Source organism: Pseudomonas sp. TE9122 (assembly GCF_056278925.1).
The window spans coordinates 4,972,697-4,988,206 of sequence record NZ_JBWBQI010000001.1 but is presented as its reverse complement, the minus strand read 5'-3'; the positions used below and the strand labels follow the sequence as shown (position 1 = coordinate 4,988,206).

The window sequence follows — 15,510 nt, the reverse complement described above, 5'->3', positions numbered from 1 at the left end:
CGATGGCCTTATTTGCTTGCGGTTTTCAGCAGGTGTTGGTGGACCTTCGCGTGACGCGAACCAAGGATCCGCTTGACCAGGCCGCGACTGAACCAGTCCCTGAGCAAGTGCCTGCAAACCGGCTTGCCGATGCGTTGCTGCTGGTTTTCCAGTGCCTTGTCCCACCAGACCGCTGCACACGCCTGATCGAACTCGTTGGGATGTTCATAGCAGCCGTAAAGGATTTCGCGAATGAACTGACGCAGATGTGCCGGCAGCAGCAACGTGACGAGCTTGTAGAACATCCGCTGCAGTCGCGGTGGTCGAGGCAGTTGCGGTGATACACGTCGGGTGTCGTCCAGTGCAGCCTCGCCGGTCGGGTTGTCGCCATGTTTGGCGACCCAGGCCTGAACCTTGGCCCTGAAGAGGTGCTTGCGGCTCCAGTAATGGTGAATCAGATCCGGGCACTTGTTGACGTCCAGCGTGCGGTAGGCGGCCACTGACAGGCAGAACTCTTCGAGGGTGTAGGCGCCCTGTGCCGACGGGAACAGCTCATCGATCAAAGCGATGGAGCGGTCGAGCACGTGAGCGTCCTGGCGGTGCAAGCCGATGACGCCGGAGTTGAGCAGGCGCATGTGATCGTCAGTCAGACCTTTGTCCAGCAGTGTGGCCGACAGCGTGCGGTAGAGCAGGCTCATCTTGTTGTCGCCATAGCGGGCGTAGTAGTCGTTGCACAGCAGGGTGCCGGGCTGCACCCGCTCGAACAGTTTGAGCGGCGAGCAGTGGAAGAACGTGTCGGTGTCGATCAACAGCGCCGTTTCATGCTCTTCAAGTACCGAGCGCAAAGCGACATGTTTGATGCGGAAATGATAACCGTGGGGCTCGCTCCATTTCTGGCGCGTTTCGGCGTCCAGCGGGCGAACGCGTACGGGGAGATGTGCATAGGGTTGCGGATTGTCGCTGAAGACCTGGATATCGATCGGGGCATCCGGTGTCTCGCGCAACCACGCCAGAGCACTGGCGATGCTGAAAACAGCTTCCTGATGGTAAGTCTCGGCACCGAAAACCAGATAGACCAGTTGAGGGCGTGTTTTTGTTTGCGCGCAGATCATCGACGACAATATTCCATTTGTGCTTTTCAGTGAAAAGGCCCGGTGAGGGCCTTTTTTATCGCATGGAAAACCTTCAGCGCGGCAGCTTGAGGTTGTTCCAGATGGCCAGGCTAGGTTCGGCCTGGTTCATCGAGTAGAAGTGCAGCCCCGGTGCGCCGCCCTGCAGCAGGCGTTCGCACATTTCGCTGACGACTTGTTCGCCAAAGCTTTGAATGCTTCGCGTGTCATCGCCGTAGGCTTCCAGTTGCTTGCGGATCCAGCGCGGGATTTCCGCACCGCAGGCATCGGAGAAGCGCGCGAGTTTGCTGTAGTTGGTGATCGGCATGATCCCCGGCACGATCGGCAGATCCACGCCCAGCGCCTGCAAACGGTCGACGAAGTAGAAGTAGCTGTCGGCGTTGAAGAAGTACTGGGTGATCGCGCTGTCGGCACCGGCCTTCGCCTTGCGCACGAAGTTGGCGAGATCGTCTTCGTAGTTGCGTGCTTGCGGATGCATCTCCGGGTAAGCCGCGACTTCGATATGGAAATGATCGGCGGTTTCTTCACGAATGAATTCCACCAGCTCATTGGCGTGACGCAGCTCACCGCTGGTCATGCCCATGCCGGACGGCAGGTCGCCACGCAGGGCAACGATGCGCTTGATGCCGGCAGCCTTGTATTCGTTCAGCAGGCCGCGCAGGTCGTCCTTGCTGTCACCGACGCACGACAGGTGCGGTGCGGCGGGTACTTTGACTTCGCTTTCCAGCTGCAACACGGTGTTGAGCGTGCGATCACGGGTCGAACCGCCAGCGCCGTAGGTGCAGGAAAAGAAATCAGGATTGTAGGTGGCCAACTGGCGGGCAGTGGCGAGCAGCTTTTCTTGCCCGGCATCGGTCTTGGTCGGGAAAAACTCGAAGCTGTAGCGACGGTCTTGGGACATGGTCATACCCTTGGAAACAAGTACCTTCGAGGCGCTGCAATCCGGTGTGGTAGCGAGCCTGCTCGCGAAAGCGCAAGGTCAGACAACACGGATGTTGAATGATAAGCCGCCTTCGCGAGCAAGCTCGCTCCCACAGGGAGAGCGAGCATTCAGCGCCTGTTAGTAACGGTAGGCGTGCGGCTTGAACGGGCCTTCGACGGTGACGCCGATGTAGTCAGCCTGTTGCTTGGTCAGTTGGGTGACCACGCCGCCGAAGCCGCGAACCATTTCCAGGGCCACTTCTTCGTCGAGTTTCTTCGGCAGCACTTCAACGGTCAGACGCTCGGCTTTCTGCGCTGGCGACAGGTCGGCGTATTTCTGACCGAACAGGAAGATCTGTGCCAGTACCTGGTTGGCGAACGAACCGTCCATGATGCGGCTCGGGTGACCGGTGGCGTTGCCCAGGTTCACCAGACGGCCTTCGGCCAGCAGGATCAGGTAATCGTCGTTCTGTGGATCGAAGCTGCCGGCACCGGTGCGGTGAACCTTGTGCACCTGTGGCTTCACTTCTTCCCATGCCCAGTTCTTGCGCATGAAAGCGGTGTCGATTTCGTTGTCGAAGTGACCGATGTTGCAGACCACGGCGCGCTTCTTCAGCGCTTTGAGCATGTTCGCGTCGCAAACATTGACGTTACCGGTGGTGGTCACGATCAGGTCGATCTTGCCCAGCAGCGCTTTGTCGATGCTTGCTTCGGAACCGTCGTTGATACCGTCGATGAATGGCGACACCAGTTCGAAACCGTCCATGCAGGCTTGCATGGCGCAGATCGGGTCAACTTCGGAGACTTTAACGATCATGCCTTCCTGACGCAGCGACTGAGCCGAACCCTTGCCCACGTCACCGTAACCGATGACCAGCGCTTGCTTGCCGGACAGCAGGTGGTCGGTGCCGCGCTTGATCGCATCGTTCAGGCTGTGACGGCAGCCGTACTTGTTGTCGTTCTTGGACTTGGTCACCGAGTCGTTGACGTTGATCGCCGGGATCTTCAGCTCGCCCTTGGCCAGCATGTCCAGCAGACGGTGTACGCCAGTGGTGGTTTCTTCGGTCACGCCGTGAACGCGATCCAGCACTTGCGGGTATTTCTTGTGCAGCAGCTCGGTCAGGTCGCCGCCGTCGTCGAGGATCATGTTGGCGTCCCATGGCTGGCCATCCTTGAGGATGGTCTGCTCCAGGCACCACTCGTACTCTTCTTCAGTCTCGCCTTTCCAGGCGAACACCGGGATACCGGCGGCAGCGATAGCGGCAGCGGCCTGATCCTGAGTGGAGAAAATGTTGCAGGACGACCAGCGCACTTCGGCACCCAGGGCAACCAGGGTTTCGATCAGCACGGCAGTCTGAATGGTCATGTGGATGCAGCCGAGGATTTTCGCGCCCTTGAGCGGCTGTTCGGCAGCGTATTTGCGGCGCAGACCCATCAGGGCAGGCATTTCCGATTCGGCGATGATGGTTTCGCGACGGCCCCAGGCAGCCAGGGACATGTCGGCAACTTTGTAATCGGTAAAATCGGCAGGCGTGTTGACAGCGCTCATGAAGAGCCTCCATTCGTAATGTATGCGAATGGGCGCCGTTGTGCGTTTAGTGTCCGGCGTGAGCCGGTCAACGCCCCATCCGAGCCTGACAGGTCGAACCTGCTGCAGCGCCCCTCGGACAGGTGGCGGGAAAACGGTAGCCAATGAACGTTACCGTTTTTTGAAACGGGGGCGATTATAGCCGCCCGGGCTGATCTTCCAAAGGGTTTCTGTCGGCCAGATGAAGATCGCCAATGGCGACCATAGTCGCAGCCGCCTGGAGCCTGACTGAGCAGTCTGCCAAGATGGGCGCATCTTTCGGCAAGCGCTCAGGAGTGAACATGAATTTCCACACCCGCAAATGGGTTAAACCCGAAGACCTCAACCCCAACGGCACCCTGTTCGGCGGCAGCCTGCTGCGCTGGATCGATGAAGAAGCGGCGATTTACGCCATCGTGCAATTGGGCAACCAGCGCGTGGTGACCAAGTACATCTCGGAAATCAACTTCGTCAGCGCCTCGCGCCAGGGCGACATCATCGAACTGGGCATCACCGCCACCGAATTCGGCCGCACCTCGATCACCCTGACCTGCGAAGTGCGCAACAAAATCACCCGCAAGAGCATCCTCACCGTCGAGAAAATGGTGTTCGTCAATCTCGGCGAAGACGGCCTGCCGGCGCCGCACGGGCGGACCGAGATCAAATACGTGAAAGACCAGTTCAAGGATGACGAAGCCGTCAGCGAGTAATGCGAGCCCTGTAGGAGCTGCCGAAGGCTGCGATCTTTTGATCTTGTTTCTGAAAATCAAAATCAAAAGATCGCAGCCTTCGGCAGCTCCTACCCTGGATTGGCGTGCATCCAGAGATTTGCGCCGCGCCTACAGAACGTATTCCCAAGCGCAACGGTCGTAGCTACATCGCCCCCCACCGGTTGCCACGCCATGACCACCCCCACCAGCGAAAAGACCCCCGACCTCTCGGCCAAGGAGCAGCACGAAGTCGAGAAGAGCCAGCCGCCGCGCGCGGCCGTTCTGCATGAAATCATCCGCACCCAGGGCGACCAGGAACTGGAGCGCAGCATTGCCGCGCTGTGGTGGTCTGCGCTGGCGGCAGGATTGACCATGGGCCTGTCCCTGATGGGCATGGGCCTGCTCAATTCGCGCCTGCCCGACGGCGACGAATTCAAGGTGATCGCCAGTTTCGGCTACTGCGCCGGTTTCCTCGCGGTGATCCTTGCCCGCCAGCAGCTGTTCACCGAGAACACCTTGACCGCCGTGCTGCCGGTGATGACCAAGCCGACGCTGAAGAATTTTCTGCGACTGATCCGTCTGTGGACAGTGGTACTGGTCGGCAACCTCTGCGGGACGATTCTGGTCGCCTACGTGATGCTGGAACTGCCGATTTTCGACAGCAAGACCGACGTCGCCTTCCTCGAGATCGGCCGCAAGGTCATGGAGCACAGCGCCAGTCAGATGTTCGCCAAGGGCATCGTCTCCGGCTGGATGATCGCCACCATGGTCTGGATGATCCCCTCCATGGAGAGCGCGAAGATGTGGATCATCATCCTCATCACCTACTTCATGGCGCTGGGCGACTTCACCCATATCGTCGTCGGATCGGCGGAAGTGTCCTATCTGGTGTTTGCCGGCGAGTTGCCGTGGAGTGATTTCTGGGCGGTGTTCGCCGCGCCGACGCTGGCGGGAAATATCATCGGCGGCAGCTTTATCTTCGCGCTGATCAGCCATGCGCAGATTCGCAGCGAAAGCGGTGCGCCGAAGGAGCCTGCGGATCAGGCTGTTAAGCCCGATCCGCAGTCGATCAAGAAATGATCAGTGGTGGGCTGGCTCAGGCACGCTCGCCGGCTCGTTGCGCGTCGCGTGCTTGACCAGTTTGCCGATGGTCAGGCCCTGCAGCAGGATCGACGACAGCACGACGATGTAGGTGATGCTCAGCAGCAGATCGCGCTCCGGGCCCAGCGGCAGGGCCAGCGCCAGTGCCACCGAAACACCGCCGCGCAAACCGCCCCAAGTGAGGATGCGGATCGTGCCGGCCGGCACTGAGCGCCAGCGCCGCAGCAGCAGGATCGCCGGCGCCACGGTAAGCAGGCGCGACAACAGAATCGCCACCGCCAGCAGACCTGCGGCGGCCATGTGCAGCCAGTTGAACGGCAGCAGCAACAACTCCATGCCGATCAGCGCGAATAGCAAAGCGTTGAGCATGTCATCGAGCAACTCCCAGAAACCGTCCAGATAACGGCGGGTCATGTCGTTCATTGCCAGATTGCGCCCGAGGTTACCGATGATCAGACCGGCCACCACCATCGCAATCGGCGCCGAGACGTGCAACTCGGTGGACATCGCCGAGCCACCGATCACCAGGGCCAGGGTCAGCATCACGGTGATCTGATGCTGCTCGACGCTTTTGATCATCCGATAGACCAGATAACCAATCAGTCCGCCGAACAACACACCACCAATCGCCTCATGGACGAAGAGCATGGCCGTGGCGCTGACGGTCGGGGTTTCGCCCAGTTGCGCGATGCCCAGCAGCACGGTGAAGACCACCACCGCCGTGCCGTCGTTGAACAGCGATTCGCCGACGATGGTGGTTTTCAGTGGCTTCGAAGCGTTGGCGGTACGCAACACGCCGAGTACCGCAATCGGGTCGGTCGGTGAGATCAGCGCGCCGAACAACAGGCAGTAGAGGAAACTAACGTGCCAGCCGAACAGGGCAAAAATGTAGAAGGCCAGGCTGCCGATCACCACGGTGGCGATCAACACGCCGAAGGTCGCCAGCAGGCCGATCGGCCAGCGGTAGCTGCGCAAGTCATTCAAGTTGACGTGCAGGGCGCCGGCGAAAAGCAGGAACGAGAGCATCCAGTTCATCAGCAGATCGCCGAAATCGATCTGTCCGATCAGTTGCTGCACGCGATCTTCGAGGCCGGGAAAGCCGAGGACGCTGAGGCCTTGCAGGAGCAATGAGAACAGCAGGGCGGTAACCATCACGCCGATGGTCGGCGGCAGGCCGATAAAGCGGAAATTGACGAAGGTCAGGAGGGTGGTGAGGCAGATGAAAGCGGCGACAAGTTCAAGCATCCGGGGTCCTTTGGATGAGGGGTGAATGGAGCGCGACCGGAGGTTGGACGCAGGGGTTTGATGGGGCGGGGTTGGCTGAGGGCACATTCGAATGGCGCGTCATGCTCAACAACAACCCCCTCACCCCAGCCCTCTCCCGAGGGAGAGGGAGAGGGGGCTGACCGAGGTGTCTGGCGAGGTGCATCGACCTGGACGATCGGGTCGATTATGGATTCAGCAATGCACGTTCAAGTCGGCGTGGGTATCGAGCATCCCCCGATCAGTCCCCTCTCCCTTCGGGAGAGGGCTAGGGTGAGGGCTCTATCTGACACACCACGATCAGCCAGTCACATTGACCGCACTCGCCTGCCGACGTTGCAGGTAAATGAACAACAGCGCCGTCAGCACCGTCAGCACGCCGACCAGCGCCCCGGTCCACGGCAGATCCGTCAGATCCGCGCCGCTGGCAACCACCAGTCCACCGATCCAGGCACCTGCTGCGTTGCCAAGGTTGAACGCGCTCTGGTTCAGCGTCGAACCCAGATTCGGCGCTTCATGCGCCTGATCGATGATCAGCAGCTGCAGAATCGGGCACAGCGCAAAAGCGAAAATCCCCCATAGCACCAGGGTAATCGCCGCCGGAATCACCGCACGGCTGGTCTGGCTGAACGCTGCGAGAATCACCACAACTGCCAGTGCCACGCCGACCAGTGACGGCAGCAAGCGGCTATCGGCCAGACGCCCGCCGAGCATGCTGCCCGCTGTCAGGCCGACGCCGAACAACAGCAGCATCACCGTCACGCCGTGGGGGCTGACGCCAGTGATGTCTTGCAGGATCGGTGCGATATACGTGAACACGCTGAACAGGCTGGTCGAGGCCAGCACGCTCATGCCCAGCGCCAACAAGACGTTGGCCTTGCCCAGCACCTTGAATTCGCTGGCGAGATTGGCCTTGTCCATCGCGATGTGTTTGGGCAACCACAACCATTGCGCCAACGCCGCCACAATGCCAATCACCGACACCGCCCAGAAGGTCGAGCGCCAGCCAGCGTATTGGCCCAGCGCTGTGCCGAGTGGCACGCCAAGCACGTTGGCCAGGGTCAGGCCGGTGAACATCATGGCAATGGCTTGCGCGCGTTTGTTCGGCGCAACCAGGCCGGCGGCAACCACCGAGCCAATGCCGAAAAACGCGCCATGACACAGCGCCGTGACCACGCGCGCCGCCATCAGCGTCGCGTAGTTCGGCGCGAGCGCGCAGAGCACGTTGCCGAGGATGAACATCAGCGTCATGCCCAGCAGTGTTGCTTTGCGCGGCATATTGGCGGTGCCGATCGCCAGGATCGGTGCGCCGAACACCACGCCCAGGGCGTAACCGGTGATCAGCAGCCCGGCATGAGGAATGCTCACCGCCAGATCGCGGGCAACGTCGGGCAGCAGGCCCATGATGACGAATTCGGTGGTGCCGATGCCGAATGCGGCAACGGCGAGTGCAATTAAAGCGAGGGGCATGCGCAAGGTCTCTGTCGGTAGTCTTGACGCTTTGATCAGGCATACGCGTGCCAGCGACCGTTTTCGAGGAAAGCGGAGCAGGCAGCTTTTATTGGAGTTTTTTGGTGTGCAGCTGAGTACGGCGTGGTGGGTTGCAGTATAAACAGCTGCTGACACATGGCGAATCAATAATCTGACTAATCGACGGCTCACTGGAATTGCCGTGTTATATCCAGCTGAAAGAACCTTTCGGCCGGGCGCTGCTCTTAGCCTGTGGGCAGGTGCTGATCGGCATGCTGGTGATGAAGTTCTGACCGCTCGCCAATTTCTCCAATCGAAAAAAGGACGACGTTATGACAGTGGCTCTGTGGTGTGTGTTGATCGCGATTTTCCTGCCGTACGTGTGCACGATCGTGGCGAAGGCCACCGGCGGTTTCCGCCTCAAGGACAATTACGATCCACGGGACTTTCTCGACAGCGTCGATGGCGTCGCCCGTCGCGCCCACGCCGCGCAACTGAACAGCTTTGAAGTAACGCCCGCGTTTGCCGCTGCGGTGATCGTTGCGCATCTGGTCGGCACTGCGGAGCTGGTGACGGTCAATGTGCTGGCCGTGCTGTTTATCACCAGTCGCCTGCTGTACATCATTTGCTACCTGGCTGACTGGGCTGCACTGCGTTCGGTGGTGTGGTTTATCGGGATGGGGCTGATTGCTTCGTTCTTCTTTGTGTCGATCTGACTATCGGCTGTTGCTGCCGGCCTCTTCGCGAGCAGGCTCGCTCCCACATGGAATGCATTCCAGATGTGGGAGCGAGCCTGCTCGCGAAAGCGATGGATCAGACCACGAAGAACCTAAGACTTTTGCTTCGGTGTATCCGCCACCTGCGGCACTTGCGGCAACTCTTTTCCTTTAGGCCAGAGCATCCAGATCTGCCCCTGCTGTTTCATGTCCCCGGCCAGTTGCCCGGCCGCATCACCCGTGCCCCAGAACAGATCCGCGCGCACCTCGCCGGCAATCGCGCCGCCGGTGTCCTGCGCCGCGACCGGGCGCACCAGCGGTGTGCCATCCGGTTTGGTGGTCGACAGCCATAACAGGCTGCCCAACGGAATTACTTTGCGATCCACTGCCGCGCTGTAGCCGGCGGTCAGCGGCACGTTCAGCGAGCCGCGTGGGCCTTCGTTGCTGTCCGGGTTGCGGGTGAAGAACACGTAGCTCGGGTTGCTGGCCAGCAGTTCTGGAATGCGCGTGGGGTTGGCCTTGGCCCAGTTGCTGATCGCGGTCATGGTCACGTCTTCTTTCTTCAGCTCGCCTTGCTCGACCAGCCAGCGACCGATCGGTCGATACGGGTGGCCATTCTGATCGGCGTAGGCGATGCGCAACTGTTTGCCGTCCTCGGTCTGGATCCGGCCCGAGCCCTGGATCTGCAGAAATTGCAGGTTCATCGGATCAGTCAGATAGGCGACCACTGGCGCTTTCACACCTTTGGATTCAATGGTCGCCGCGTCGTCGTAAGGCTTGAGCACGCGACCTTCGAGGCGGCCGCGCAGGCGCTTGCCCTTCAATTCCGGGTAGATGCTGTCGAGCGAGACGATGATCATGTCTTCCGGCACGCCATACACCGGCACGTTTGCTGTTGCGGTGGGCGTCAGGCTGCCGGGGTACACCGGTTCGTAGTAGCCGGTGATCAGACCGTTGGGGTTGTCGTTCTCGGCGCGCAGGCCGTAGACATCGAGATTCTGCTTGAGGAATGCACGAATCTCGGCGGCGCTTTGCGGCACATTCGCCGCCGCAGCGCAGGTCGGCCCCCAGACTGCGTCGGCTTTGAGTCGGGTGCACGCGCTGCGCCAGGAACCGAAACCTGCGACCAGATCGCTATCGGAGACCGCGGGCAAGGCTTCCCAAGTTGCGCTGGAATACGTAGCCAGTGCGTGGGTTTTCGGTTTGGCGCTGTCACCGCCAGTGCAACCGGCAAGGATGGCCAGAATCGGGAGGGTGACGATAAGCGGGTGACGCCAGGCCGTGAAGCGGCTGTTCATGGAGTGATTCCTGTGCCGGTTGGCCGAGTGCTCCATGCGCTCGACCAACCCGTATTTTTAATAGGGCTATTGGTGTTTGGCGGTGAGCCGAGGATACTGGCCGCCGATTTCCGCGACCTGAAGCCATCATGACTCTGAAACCAATTGCTGTTGTATTGCTGGCCTGTCTGACCTTGTCCGCCTGTGGCGGCGTCGACCCGAATTCGCCGCTGGGTCAGCGCAAGGCCATCTTCAAGCAGATGCTCAAGACCAGCGAAGACCTCGGCGGCATGTTGCGTGGGCGCCATTGCCTTCGACGGACCGAAATTTGCCGAGGGCGCGGTCAGACTTGATGCGTTGGCCCATGAACCGTGGAAGCATTTTCCGCAGGTGCGCGAGGAAGATCACACCAGCGCCAAGGACGATGTCTGGCAGAAACAGGCGCGTTTTCAGCAACTGGCCCGCGCCCTCGAAGCGGCTACCGGTGAACTGGTGGTCGCCAGTCAGGTTCAGCCGTACAAGGCCAGCAATCTCGGACCGGCAGTGCAGAAAGTCGAGGATGCCTGCAGTGCTTGCCATAAAGAGTTTCGCGATCATTGATTCCTGAGGCTGCTGAGTACCTTGTGGCGAGGGGATTCATCCCCGATGGGCTGCGAAGCAGCCCAAAAACCATATAACCGAGTTTTTTCAGTCGGACCCGACCAGTCGAATTTGCGACGGCTTCGCCGCCGGACGGGGATAAATCCCCTCACCACAGGGCTTGGGTTACTTATCGATCTCGTCCAGCGCTTCCTGCAGTTCCTTGCGCGACTCGGCGAGCTTTTCCTTGCGTTTGTTGATCTTCTCCGGATCGCCCTTCTTCATGGCCTTGTCGAGATCCGCCTGACGCTGGCTCACCTCATGCTTGGCCTCAAGCACCTTGTTCTCACGCTCTTTCTTCAGCCCGGCGTCGGTGCAGTGTTCGTTCACTTCGCGCAGTGCGGTTTCCAGGCCTGCCTGCTGCTCCATGTTGCCGCGCGACTTGGCCTGTTCGATCTGATTGATGATGCCCTGCTTCTTGGCAGCGCAACCGGTCAGGCCCGGGCCGTCTTCTTCGGCCATGACCGGGGCGGCCATGACGCCGCAAAGAGTAAGCAGGGCGAGCGGTGCGAGAAATTTCATAAAAGCTCCATGTGCAAAGGCAATCGGGGTTGGAGGGCACTGCGCTGTTGGAGCGTCTGGCCGGCCGTTGGGTTCCCGCCGGGCGGGGATTGCAGGTTCAGAAGCCGTCGATTCCGGCGGCTTTCAGGGTGTCACTCAAAGCCAGTACCTGCGGGTCACGAAAGAATGCGCTCAGTTGCGCCGCGCGTCCCGGGCCGATACCGGCTTCTGCCTGCCATTGTTCAGTGTCGCGTTGTGCCAGGGCCTGCCACGAATCGTCCAGTTGTGCCTGTCCGGTCGGCGGCATGCCCAGCGCTTTCAACCATCGAGCGAGCGGCTGTTGCCGCGCGCCGTGAAAACTGTCTATCAGCCGTGCGCTGCTGCGCTCGCCGAGGCCGGCAATGTTAGCAAGCTCTGATGCATCGAGGGTCAGCCAATCCAGCAGGTGTTTCAGACGGCCTGTTTCCAAAAGTTTCTCCCAGGTGCCGCGACCGACATACTGCATGGCCAGGCCCTGCTTGCCACTGAGCCAGGTCAGACGCGCGAGAAACTGGCTTTCACACCCCGGCGTCGGTTGCCAGCAGCTCAGGGCGTGGTAGTCGCCAGCATCGGGGATGTTGATGTCCGCCCGTTCGCTGGTGCGCAGCACGACACTGTCGAGGCGCGGAATGGTCAGCCCGGCCAGACTGATTGCCACCTGATCGCCGGGGCGGATGTCGAGGGTTTGCCAGCGCTTGAGCGAGCTGACGCTGACCCGTTTGATTTCGCGGTCATCGAGTCTGACCGGCAGCAGTTCCAGCACCGGCGTGATCCGCCCGGTGCGGCCGATTTTGAAGTTGACCTTGCGCACTTCGGCCAATGCCTGGGCGAACGGGTATTTCCAGGCAATCGCCCAATACGGCGCGCGAGCCTGCCAGCGTTCGGCGGGTGGCCGTTGGCTCTGACGCAGCACCACGCCGTCGCTGGCAAAGGGCAGTGGCGAGCGATACCAGTGCTCGCGCCATTTTTGCGCGTCTTCGAATCGGGTGACGGGCTGGGTATAGGGCTCGGTTGTGGCGAACCCCAATGTCTGAAGTTCGGACAATCTTTCCGGCAGCCGCACAGGACCTTGCGGCCAGTCCCAGACAAACAGGCCGATCCCGGCGGCCTGTTCAACATCGAGTGTTTTACGTCCCATCAGCCCGGCGACGGTGGCGCGGGCATTGACGCTGCCGGACTGTGATTGAACATGCGCGCTCAGGCGCCAATAGAGTTCGCCCTGTACCAGCAGATCCCGTGGCTGCCTCAAACGTTGCGGAATGGCTGCAATCCTGCGCGCGGAGGCTGTCCAGTCCTGGCCGTTGACCCCATCACCGCGACTGATCGCCTGCTGCAATACCCCCTGGCGGTAGATCAGCGTGACAGCCACGCCGTCGACCTTGGGTTGCACCCAGACGTTCTGGCGATCACGCAACCAGTGGGCGACGTCTTCGACTTTGTGCAGCTTGTCCAGGCCGGTGTGGGCGATGGGGTGGGTGACCGTGCCGGACGCGGTGCGCAACGGCTGCGGGGATGTGGGTTGGTTGAAACAGGCTTGCCATTCTTTCAGCCGCAGTTGGGACTGGTCATAGAGTTCGTCGCTGATCAATGAACGGCCTTCGCGATGATAGGCGTCGTCCCATTGGTCGATCCGGTTTTGCAGGGTGGTGATTTCGCGTTGGGCTTGGGAACGATCCCAGTTCGGACAGTTGGCTTGGCTGACAAGGGTGATGAGTGCCAGCAGGAAGGCCAGCAACAGGCGCAGTGTGAAGAGCATCGTTGAGCGTCCTTGCTCGGGGGTAATATTTGAAGGGTAGGTGAGGATTCGAAATGCGTTACCGGGGGTGTTTTTCGAGGTGTTTCCGGATTCTGAATTGACGTTGCATGAGCGGGCGCCTTCGCGAGCAGGCTCGCTCCCGCAGGGATCTCAAAAATCTGTCAGGCATGAAAAAGCCCCGCACGGCGCGAACCGTGCGGGGCTTTCTTGCAGCCAGGGTATTACAGGCCAGCGGCGGAACGCAGGGCGTCGGCGCGGTCGGTTTTTTCCCAGGTGAACGTGGTGAAGCTGTCTTCGCCAACGGTCTTGGTCTGCGGCGCGCGACCGAAGTGGCCGTAGGCTGCGGTTTCCTGGTACATCGGGTGCAGCAGGTCGAGCATGGTGGTGATCGCGTATGGACGCAGGTCGAACACTTCACGCACCAGTTTGATGATCTTGTCATCGCTGATCTTGCCGGTGCCGAAGGTGTTCAACGAGATCGACGTAGGCTGGGCCACACCGATCGCGTAGGACACCTGAATCTCGCAACGCTCGGCAAGGCCGGCCGCAACGATGTTCTTGGCCACGTAACGGCCTGCGTAGGCAGCCGAACGGTCAACCTTCGATGGATCCTTGCCGGAGAACGCGCCGCCGCCGTGACGGGCCATGCCGCCGTAGCTGTCGACGATGATCTTGCGACCGGTCAGACCGCAGTCACCTACCGGGCCGCCAATGATGAACTGGCCGGTCGGGTTGATGTGGAACTGGGTGTCCTTGCTCAGCAGTTCGGCAGGCAGTACGTGCTTGACGATCAGCTCCATTACGCCTTCGCGCAGGTCTTTGTACGACACTTCCGGGTTGTGCTGGGTCGACAGAACCACAGCGTCGATGCCGACAACCTTGCCGCCTTCGTACCGGCAGGTCACTTGCGACTTGGCATCCGGACGCAGCCAAGGCAGCAGGCCCGACTTGCGTGCTTCAGCCTGACGCTGCACCAGCTGGTGCGAGAAGGTGATCGGCGCTGGCATCAAAACGTCGGTTTCGTTGCTGGCGTAGCCGAACATCAGGCCCTGGTCGCCGGCGCCCTGATCTTCAGGCTTGGCGCGGTCAACACCCTGGTTGATGTCAGGGGACTGCTTGCCGATGATGTTCATCACGCCGCAGGTCGCGCCGTCGAAGCCGACTTCGGAGCTGGTGTAGCCGATGTCGCAAATCACGTCACGAACGATCTGCTCCAGGTCGACCCAGGCGCTGGTGGTCACTTCACCGGCAACGATGGCTACGCCGGTCTTGACCAGGGTTTCCACGGCCACGCGAGCGTGTTTGTCCTGGGCAATAATGGCGTCCAGCACCGCATCGGAAATCTGGTCGGCGATTTTGTCCGGATGTCCTTCAGACACGGACTCGGAGGTGAAGAGGGAGTATTCGCTCATCTCGATGTTTTCCTGAATTTACCGATGGTGAGTGTCGCCAGCCGGTCGCTGAAAGTGGCGAACCTGGATCTGGAAACCATTACGTAAGCCTACATAGAGGCTTTCCCCGGGAACGAGTCCCGCAGCGGTGGCCCAACGGGCCAGATCGTCCTGTTCAAACCCCAACCAGAGATCACCGCAGGCCTCCCTGGCCCAACTCTGGTTGTGGCTACATAACTCTGTCACGAGCAGGCTACCGCCCGGTTGCAGCAGATCGGCCATGTGCCTGAGCGCATCGGCCGGAGCGGCGAAATGGTGCAGGACCATGTTCAACACCACGCAATGGGCCTTGAGGCTTGTGCCGTTCAATGCATCGGCCAATTGCAGGCTGACGTTAGCCAGCTGTTCACGTTCACACACCTGACGCGCCAGTTCGAGCATCGCCGGGCTGTTGTCCAGCGCGGTTACGGTGCCGAAACGACGGGCCAGTTCCGGCAGAAAAGCACCATCGCCGGGGCCGACTTCAATGGCCGTGGCTGCACCATCGAAGTTCAGTTTGTCGAGCAGGGCCAGCACGCTGTCACGGTACTGCGGCAGGCCTGCGATCAAATCTTGCTGGGCACGGAATTTTTCCGCGACCCGGGCGAAAAAGTCCCGGCTGGCGGCGGCACGCTGGCCGTGAACCTGCTCGATGCGTGCTTGCACTTCATCAGGCAGATCCAGATCGTCGACTTCTTCCAGCAATGCCGCGTGCAGCTTGCCGCCGAGCAATTCGCTGTGGGGCAGGGCACGACGATAAAAAATCGCGTTGCCCTCACGGCGTGTCGCCACCAGATCGGCTTGCGCCAGCACCTTGAGGTGATGGCTCATGCCCGACTGGCCGATGCCGAAAATCTGCGCCAGCTCCAGCACGCCAAACGAATCGTTGGCCAGCGCGCGCAATACATTCAGCCGCAGCGGATCGCCGCCGGCCTTGCACAGGGCCGCCAGCTCGTCGCAATCGTCATGGCGAATGGAAGGCACGCGTAAGTTCATAGGGCTGGCAGTCTA

The 15,510-nt window shown here is 60.6% G+C and carries 13 protein-coding genes, 1 pseudogene and 1 riboswitch; of the genes and pseudogenes, 4 read left to right on the top strand and 10 right to left on the bottom strand.

Going from position 1 to position 15,510, the window contains the following annotated elements:
- Nucleotides 1-8 precede the first annotated feature (8 nt).
- From ACZ9BE_RS22515 to ahcY, 3 genes are all read right to left on the bottom strand, one after another.
- Complete coding sequence (locus ACZ9BE_RS22515) at nt 9-1,091, bottom strand: hypothetical protein (RefSeq protein WP_056786451.1); 1,083 nt, start codon at nt 1,089-1,091, stop codon at nt 9-11.
- A gap of 73 nt (nt 1,092-1,164) precedes the next feature.
- Nucleotides 1,165-2,010: a methylenetetrahydrofolate reductase [NAD(P)H] gene (metF, locus tag ACZ9BE_RS22510; RefSeq protein ID WP_056786871.1), complete on the bottom strand. Its 846-nt coding sequence runs from the start codon at nt 2,008-2,010 to the stop codon at nt 1,165-1,167.
- A gap of 159 nt (nt 2,011-2,169) precedes the next feature.
- Nucleotides 2,170-3,579: an adenosylhomocysteinase gene (ahcY, locus tag ACZ9BE_RS22505; protein WP_016772771.1), complete on the bottom strand. Its 1,410-nt coding sequence runs from the start codon at nt 3,577-3,579 to the stop codon at nt 2,170-2,172.
- Between the two features lie 23 nt (nt 3,580-3,602).
- Nucleotides 3,603-3,701: riboswitch (S-adenosyl-L-homocysteine riboswitch) on the bottom strand.
- Between the two features lie 198 nt (nt 3,702-3,899).
- Here ahcY and ACZ9BE_RS22500 point away from each other — a divergent pair.
- Together ACZ9BE_RS22500 and ACZ9BE_RS22495 are read left to right on the top strand one after the other, a co-directional pair.
- The gene (locus ACZ9BE_RS22500) at nt 3,900-4,307 is read left to right on the top strand and encodes an acyl-CoA thioesterase (protein ID WP_071173389.1); all 408 of its coding nucleotides are present in this window, start codon (nt 3,900-3,902) and stop codon (nt 4,305-4,307) included.
- A 192-nt stretch (nt 4,308-4,499) separates the two neighbouring features.
- Nucleotides 4,500-5,387, top strand: a complete 888-nt coding sequence (locus tag ACZ9BE_RS22495; RefSeq protein WP_056786455.1) for a formate/nitrite transporter family protein — start codon at nt 4,500-4,502, stop codon at nt 5,385-5,387.
- Here ACZ9BE_RS22495 and ACZ9BE_RS22490 read toward each other — a convergent pair whose 3' ends face one another.
- Both ACZ9BE_RS22490 and ACZ9BE_RS22485 read right to left on the bottom strand, forming a co-directional pair.
- Complete coding sequence (locus ACZ9BE_RS22490; protein WP_016772774.1) at nt 5,388-6,653, bottom strand: cation:proton antiporter; 1,266 nt, start codon at nt 6,651-6,653, stop codon at nt 5,388-5,390.
- Nucleotides 6,654-6,971: 318 nt separating this feature from the next.
- Nucleotides 6,972-8,141 carry an MFS transporter gene (locus ACZ9BE_RS22485; protein WP_476249954.1) on the bottom strand — a complete coding sequence of 390 codons (1,170 nt, stop codon included), beginning with the start codon at nt 8,139-8,141 and terminating at the stop codon, nt 6,972-6,974.
- A gap of 332 nt (nt 8,142-8,473) precedes the next feature.
- Here ACZ9BE_RS22485 and ACZ9BE_RS22480 point away from each other — a divergent pair, with 332 nt between their 5' ends.
- Nucleotides 8,474-8,857 (top strand): MAPEG family protein, encoded by a 384-nt coding sequence (locus ACZ9BE_RS22480; protein ID WP_024014628.1) that lies wholly within the window; start codon nt 8,474-8,476, stop codon nt 8,855-8,857.
- A 113-nt stretch (nt 8,858-8,970) separates the two neighbouring features.
- Here ACZ9BE_RS22480 and mltA read toward each other — a convergent pair whose 3' ends face one another.
- Nucleotides 8,971-10,155 (bottom strand): murein transglycosylase A, encoded by a 1,185-nt coding sequence (mltA, locus tag ACZ9BE_RS22475; protein ID WP_460161397.1) that lies wholly within the window; start codon nt 10,153-10,155, stop codon nt 8,971-8,973.
- A 128-nt stretch (nt 10,156-10,283) separates the two neighbouring features.
- Here mltA and ACZ9BE_RS22470 point away from each other — a divergent pair.
- Nucleotides 10,284-10,734 (top strand): annotated as a pseudogene (locus ACZ9BE_RS22470) (c-type cytochrome).
- A gap of 165 nt (nt 10,735-10,899) precedes the next feature.
- Here the strand turns inward: ACZ9BE_RS22470 and ACZ9BE_RS22465 are convergent.
- From ACZ9BE_RS22465 to ACZ9BE_RS22450, 4 genes are all read right to left on the bottom strand, one after another.
- Nucleotides 10,900-11,295, bottom strand: coding sequence for a DUF1090 domain-containing protein (locus ACZ9BE_RS22465; RefSeq protein WP_016772779.1), 396 nt, complete (start codon nt 11,293-11,295; stop codon nt 10,900-10,902).
- A gap of 97 nt (nt 11,296-11,392) precedes the next feature.
- A complete protein-coding gene (gene ligB, locus ACZ9BE_RS22460; RefSeq protein WP_476249953.1) occupies nt 11,393-13,069 on the bottom strand; it encodes an NAD-dependent DNA ligase LigB in 1,677 nt (558 codons plus the stop codon).
- A gap of 221 nt (nt 13,070-13,290) precedes the next feature.
- The gene (metK, locus tag ACZ9BE_RS22455; protein WP_024014624.1) at nt 13,291-14,481 is read right to left on the bottom strand and encodes a methionine adenosyltransferase; all 1,191 of its coding nucleotides are present in this window, start codon (nt 14,479-14,481) and stop codon (nt 13,291-13,293) included.
- Between the two features lie 18 nt (nt 14,482-14,499).
- Entirely contained in the window at nt 14,500-15,495 is a 996-nt protein-coding gene (locus ACZ9BE_RS22450; protein ID WP_073471062.1) for an ArsR/SmtB family transcription factor, read from the bottom strand.
- Nucleotides 15,496-15,510: the final 15 nt, after the last annotated feature.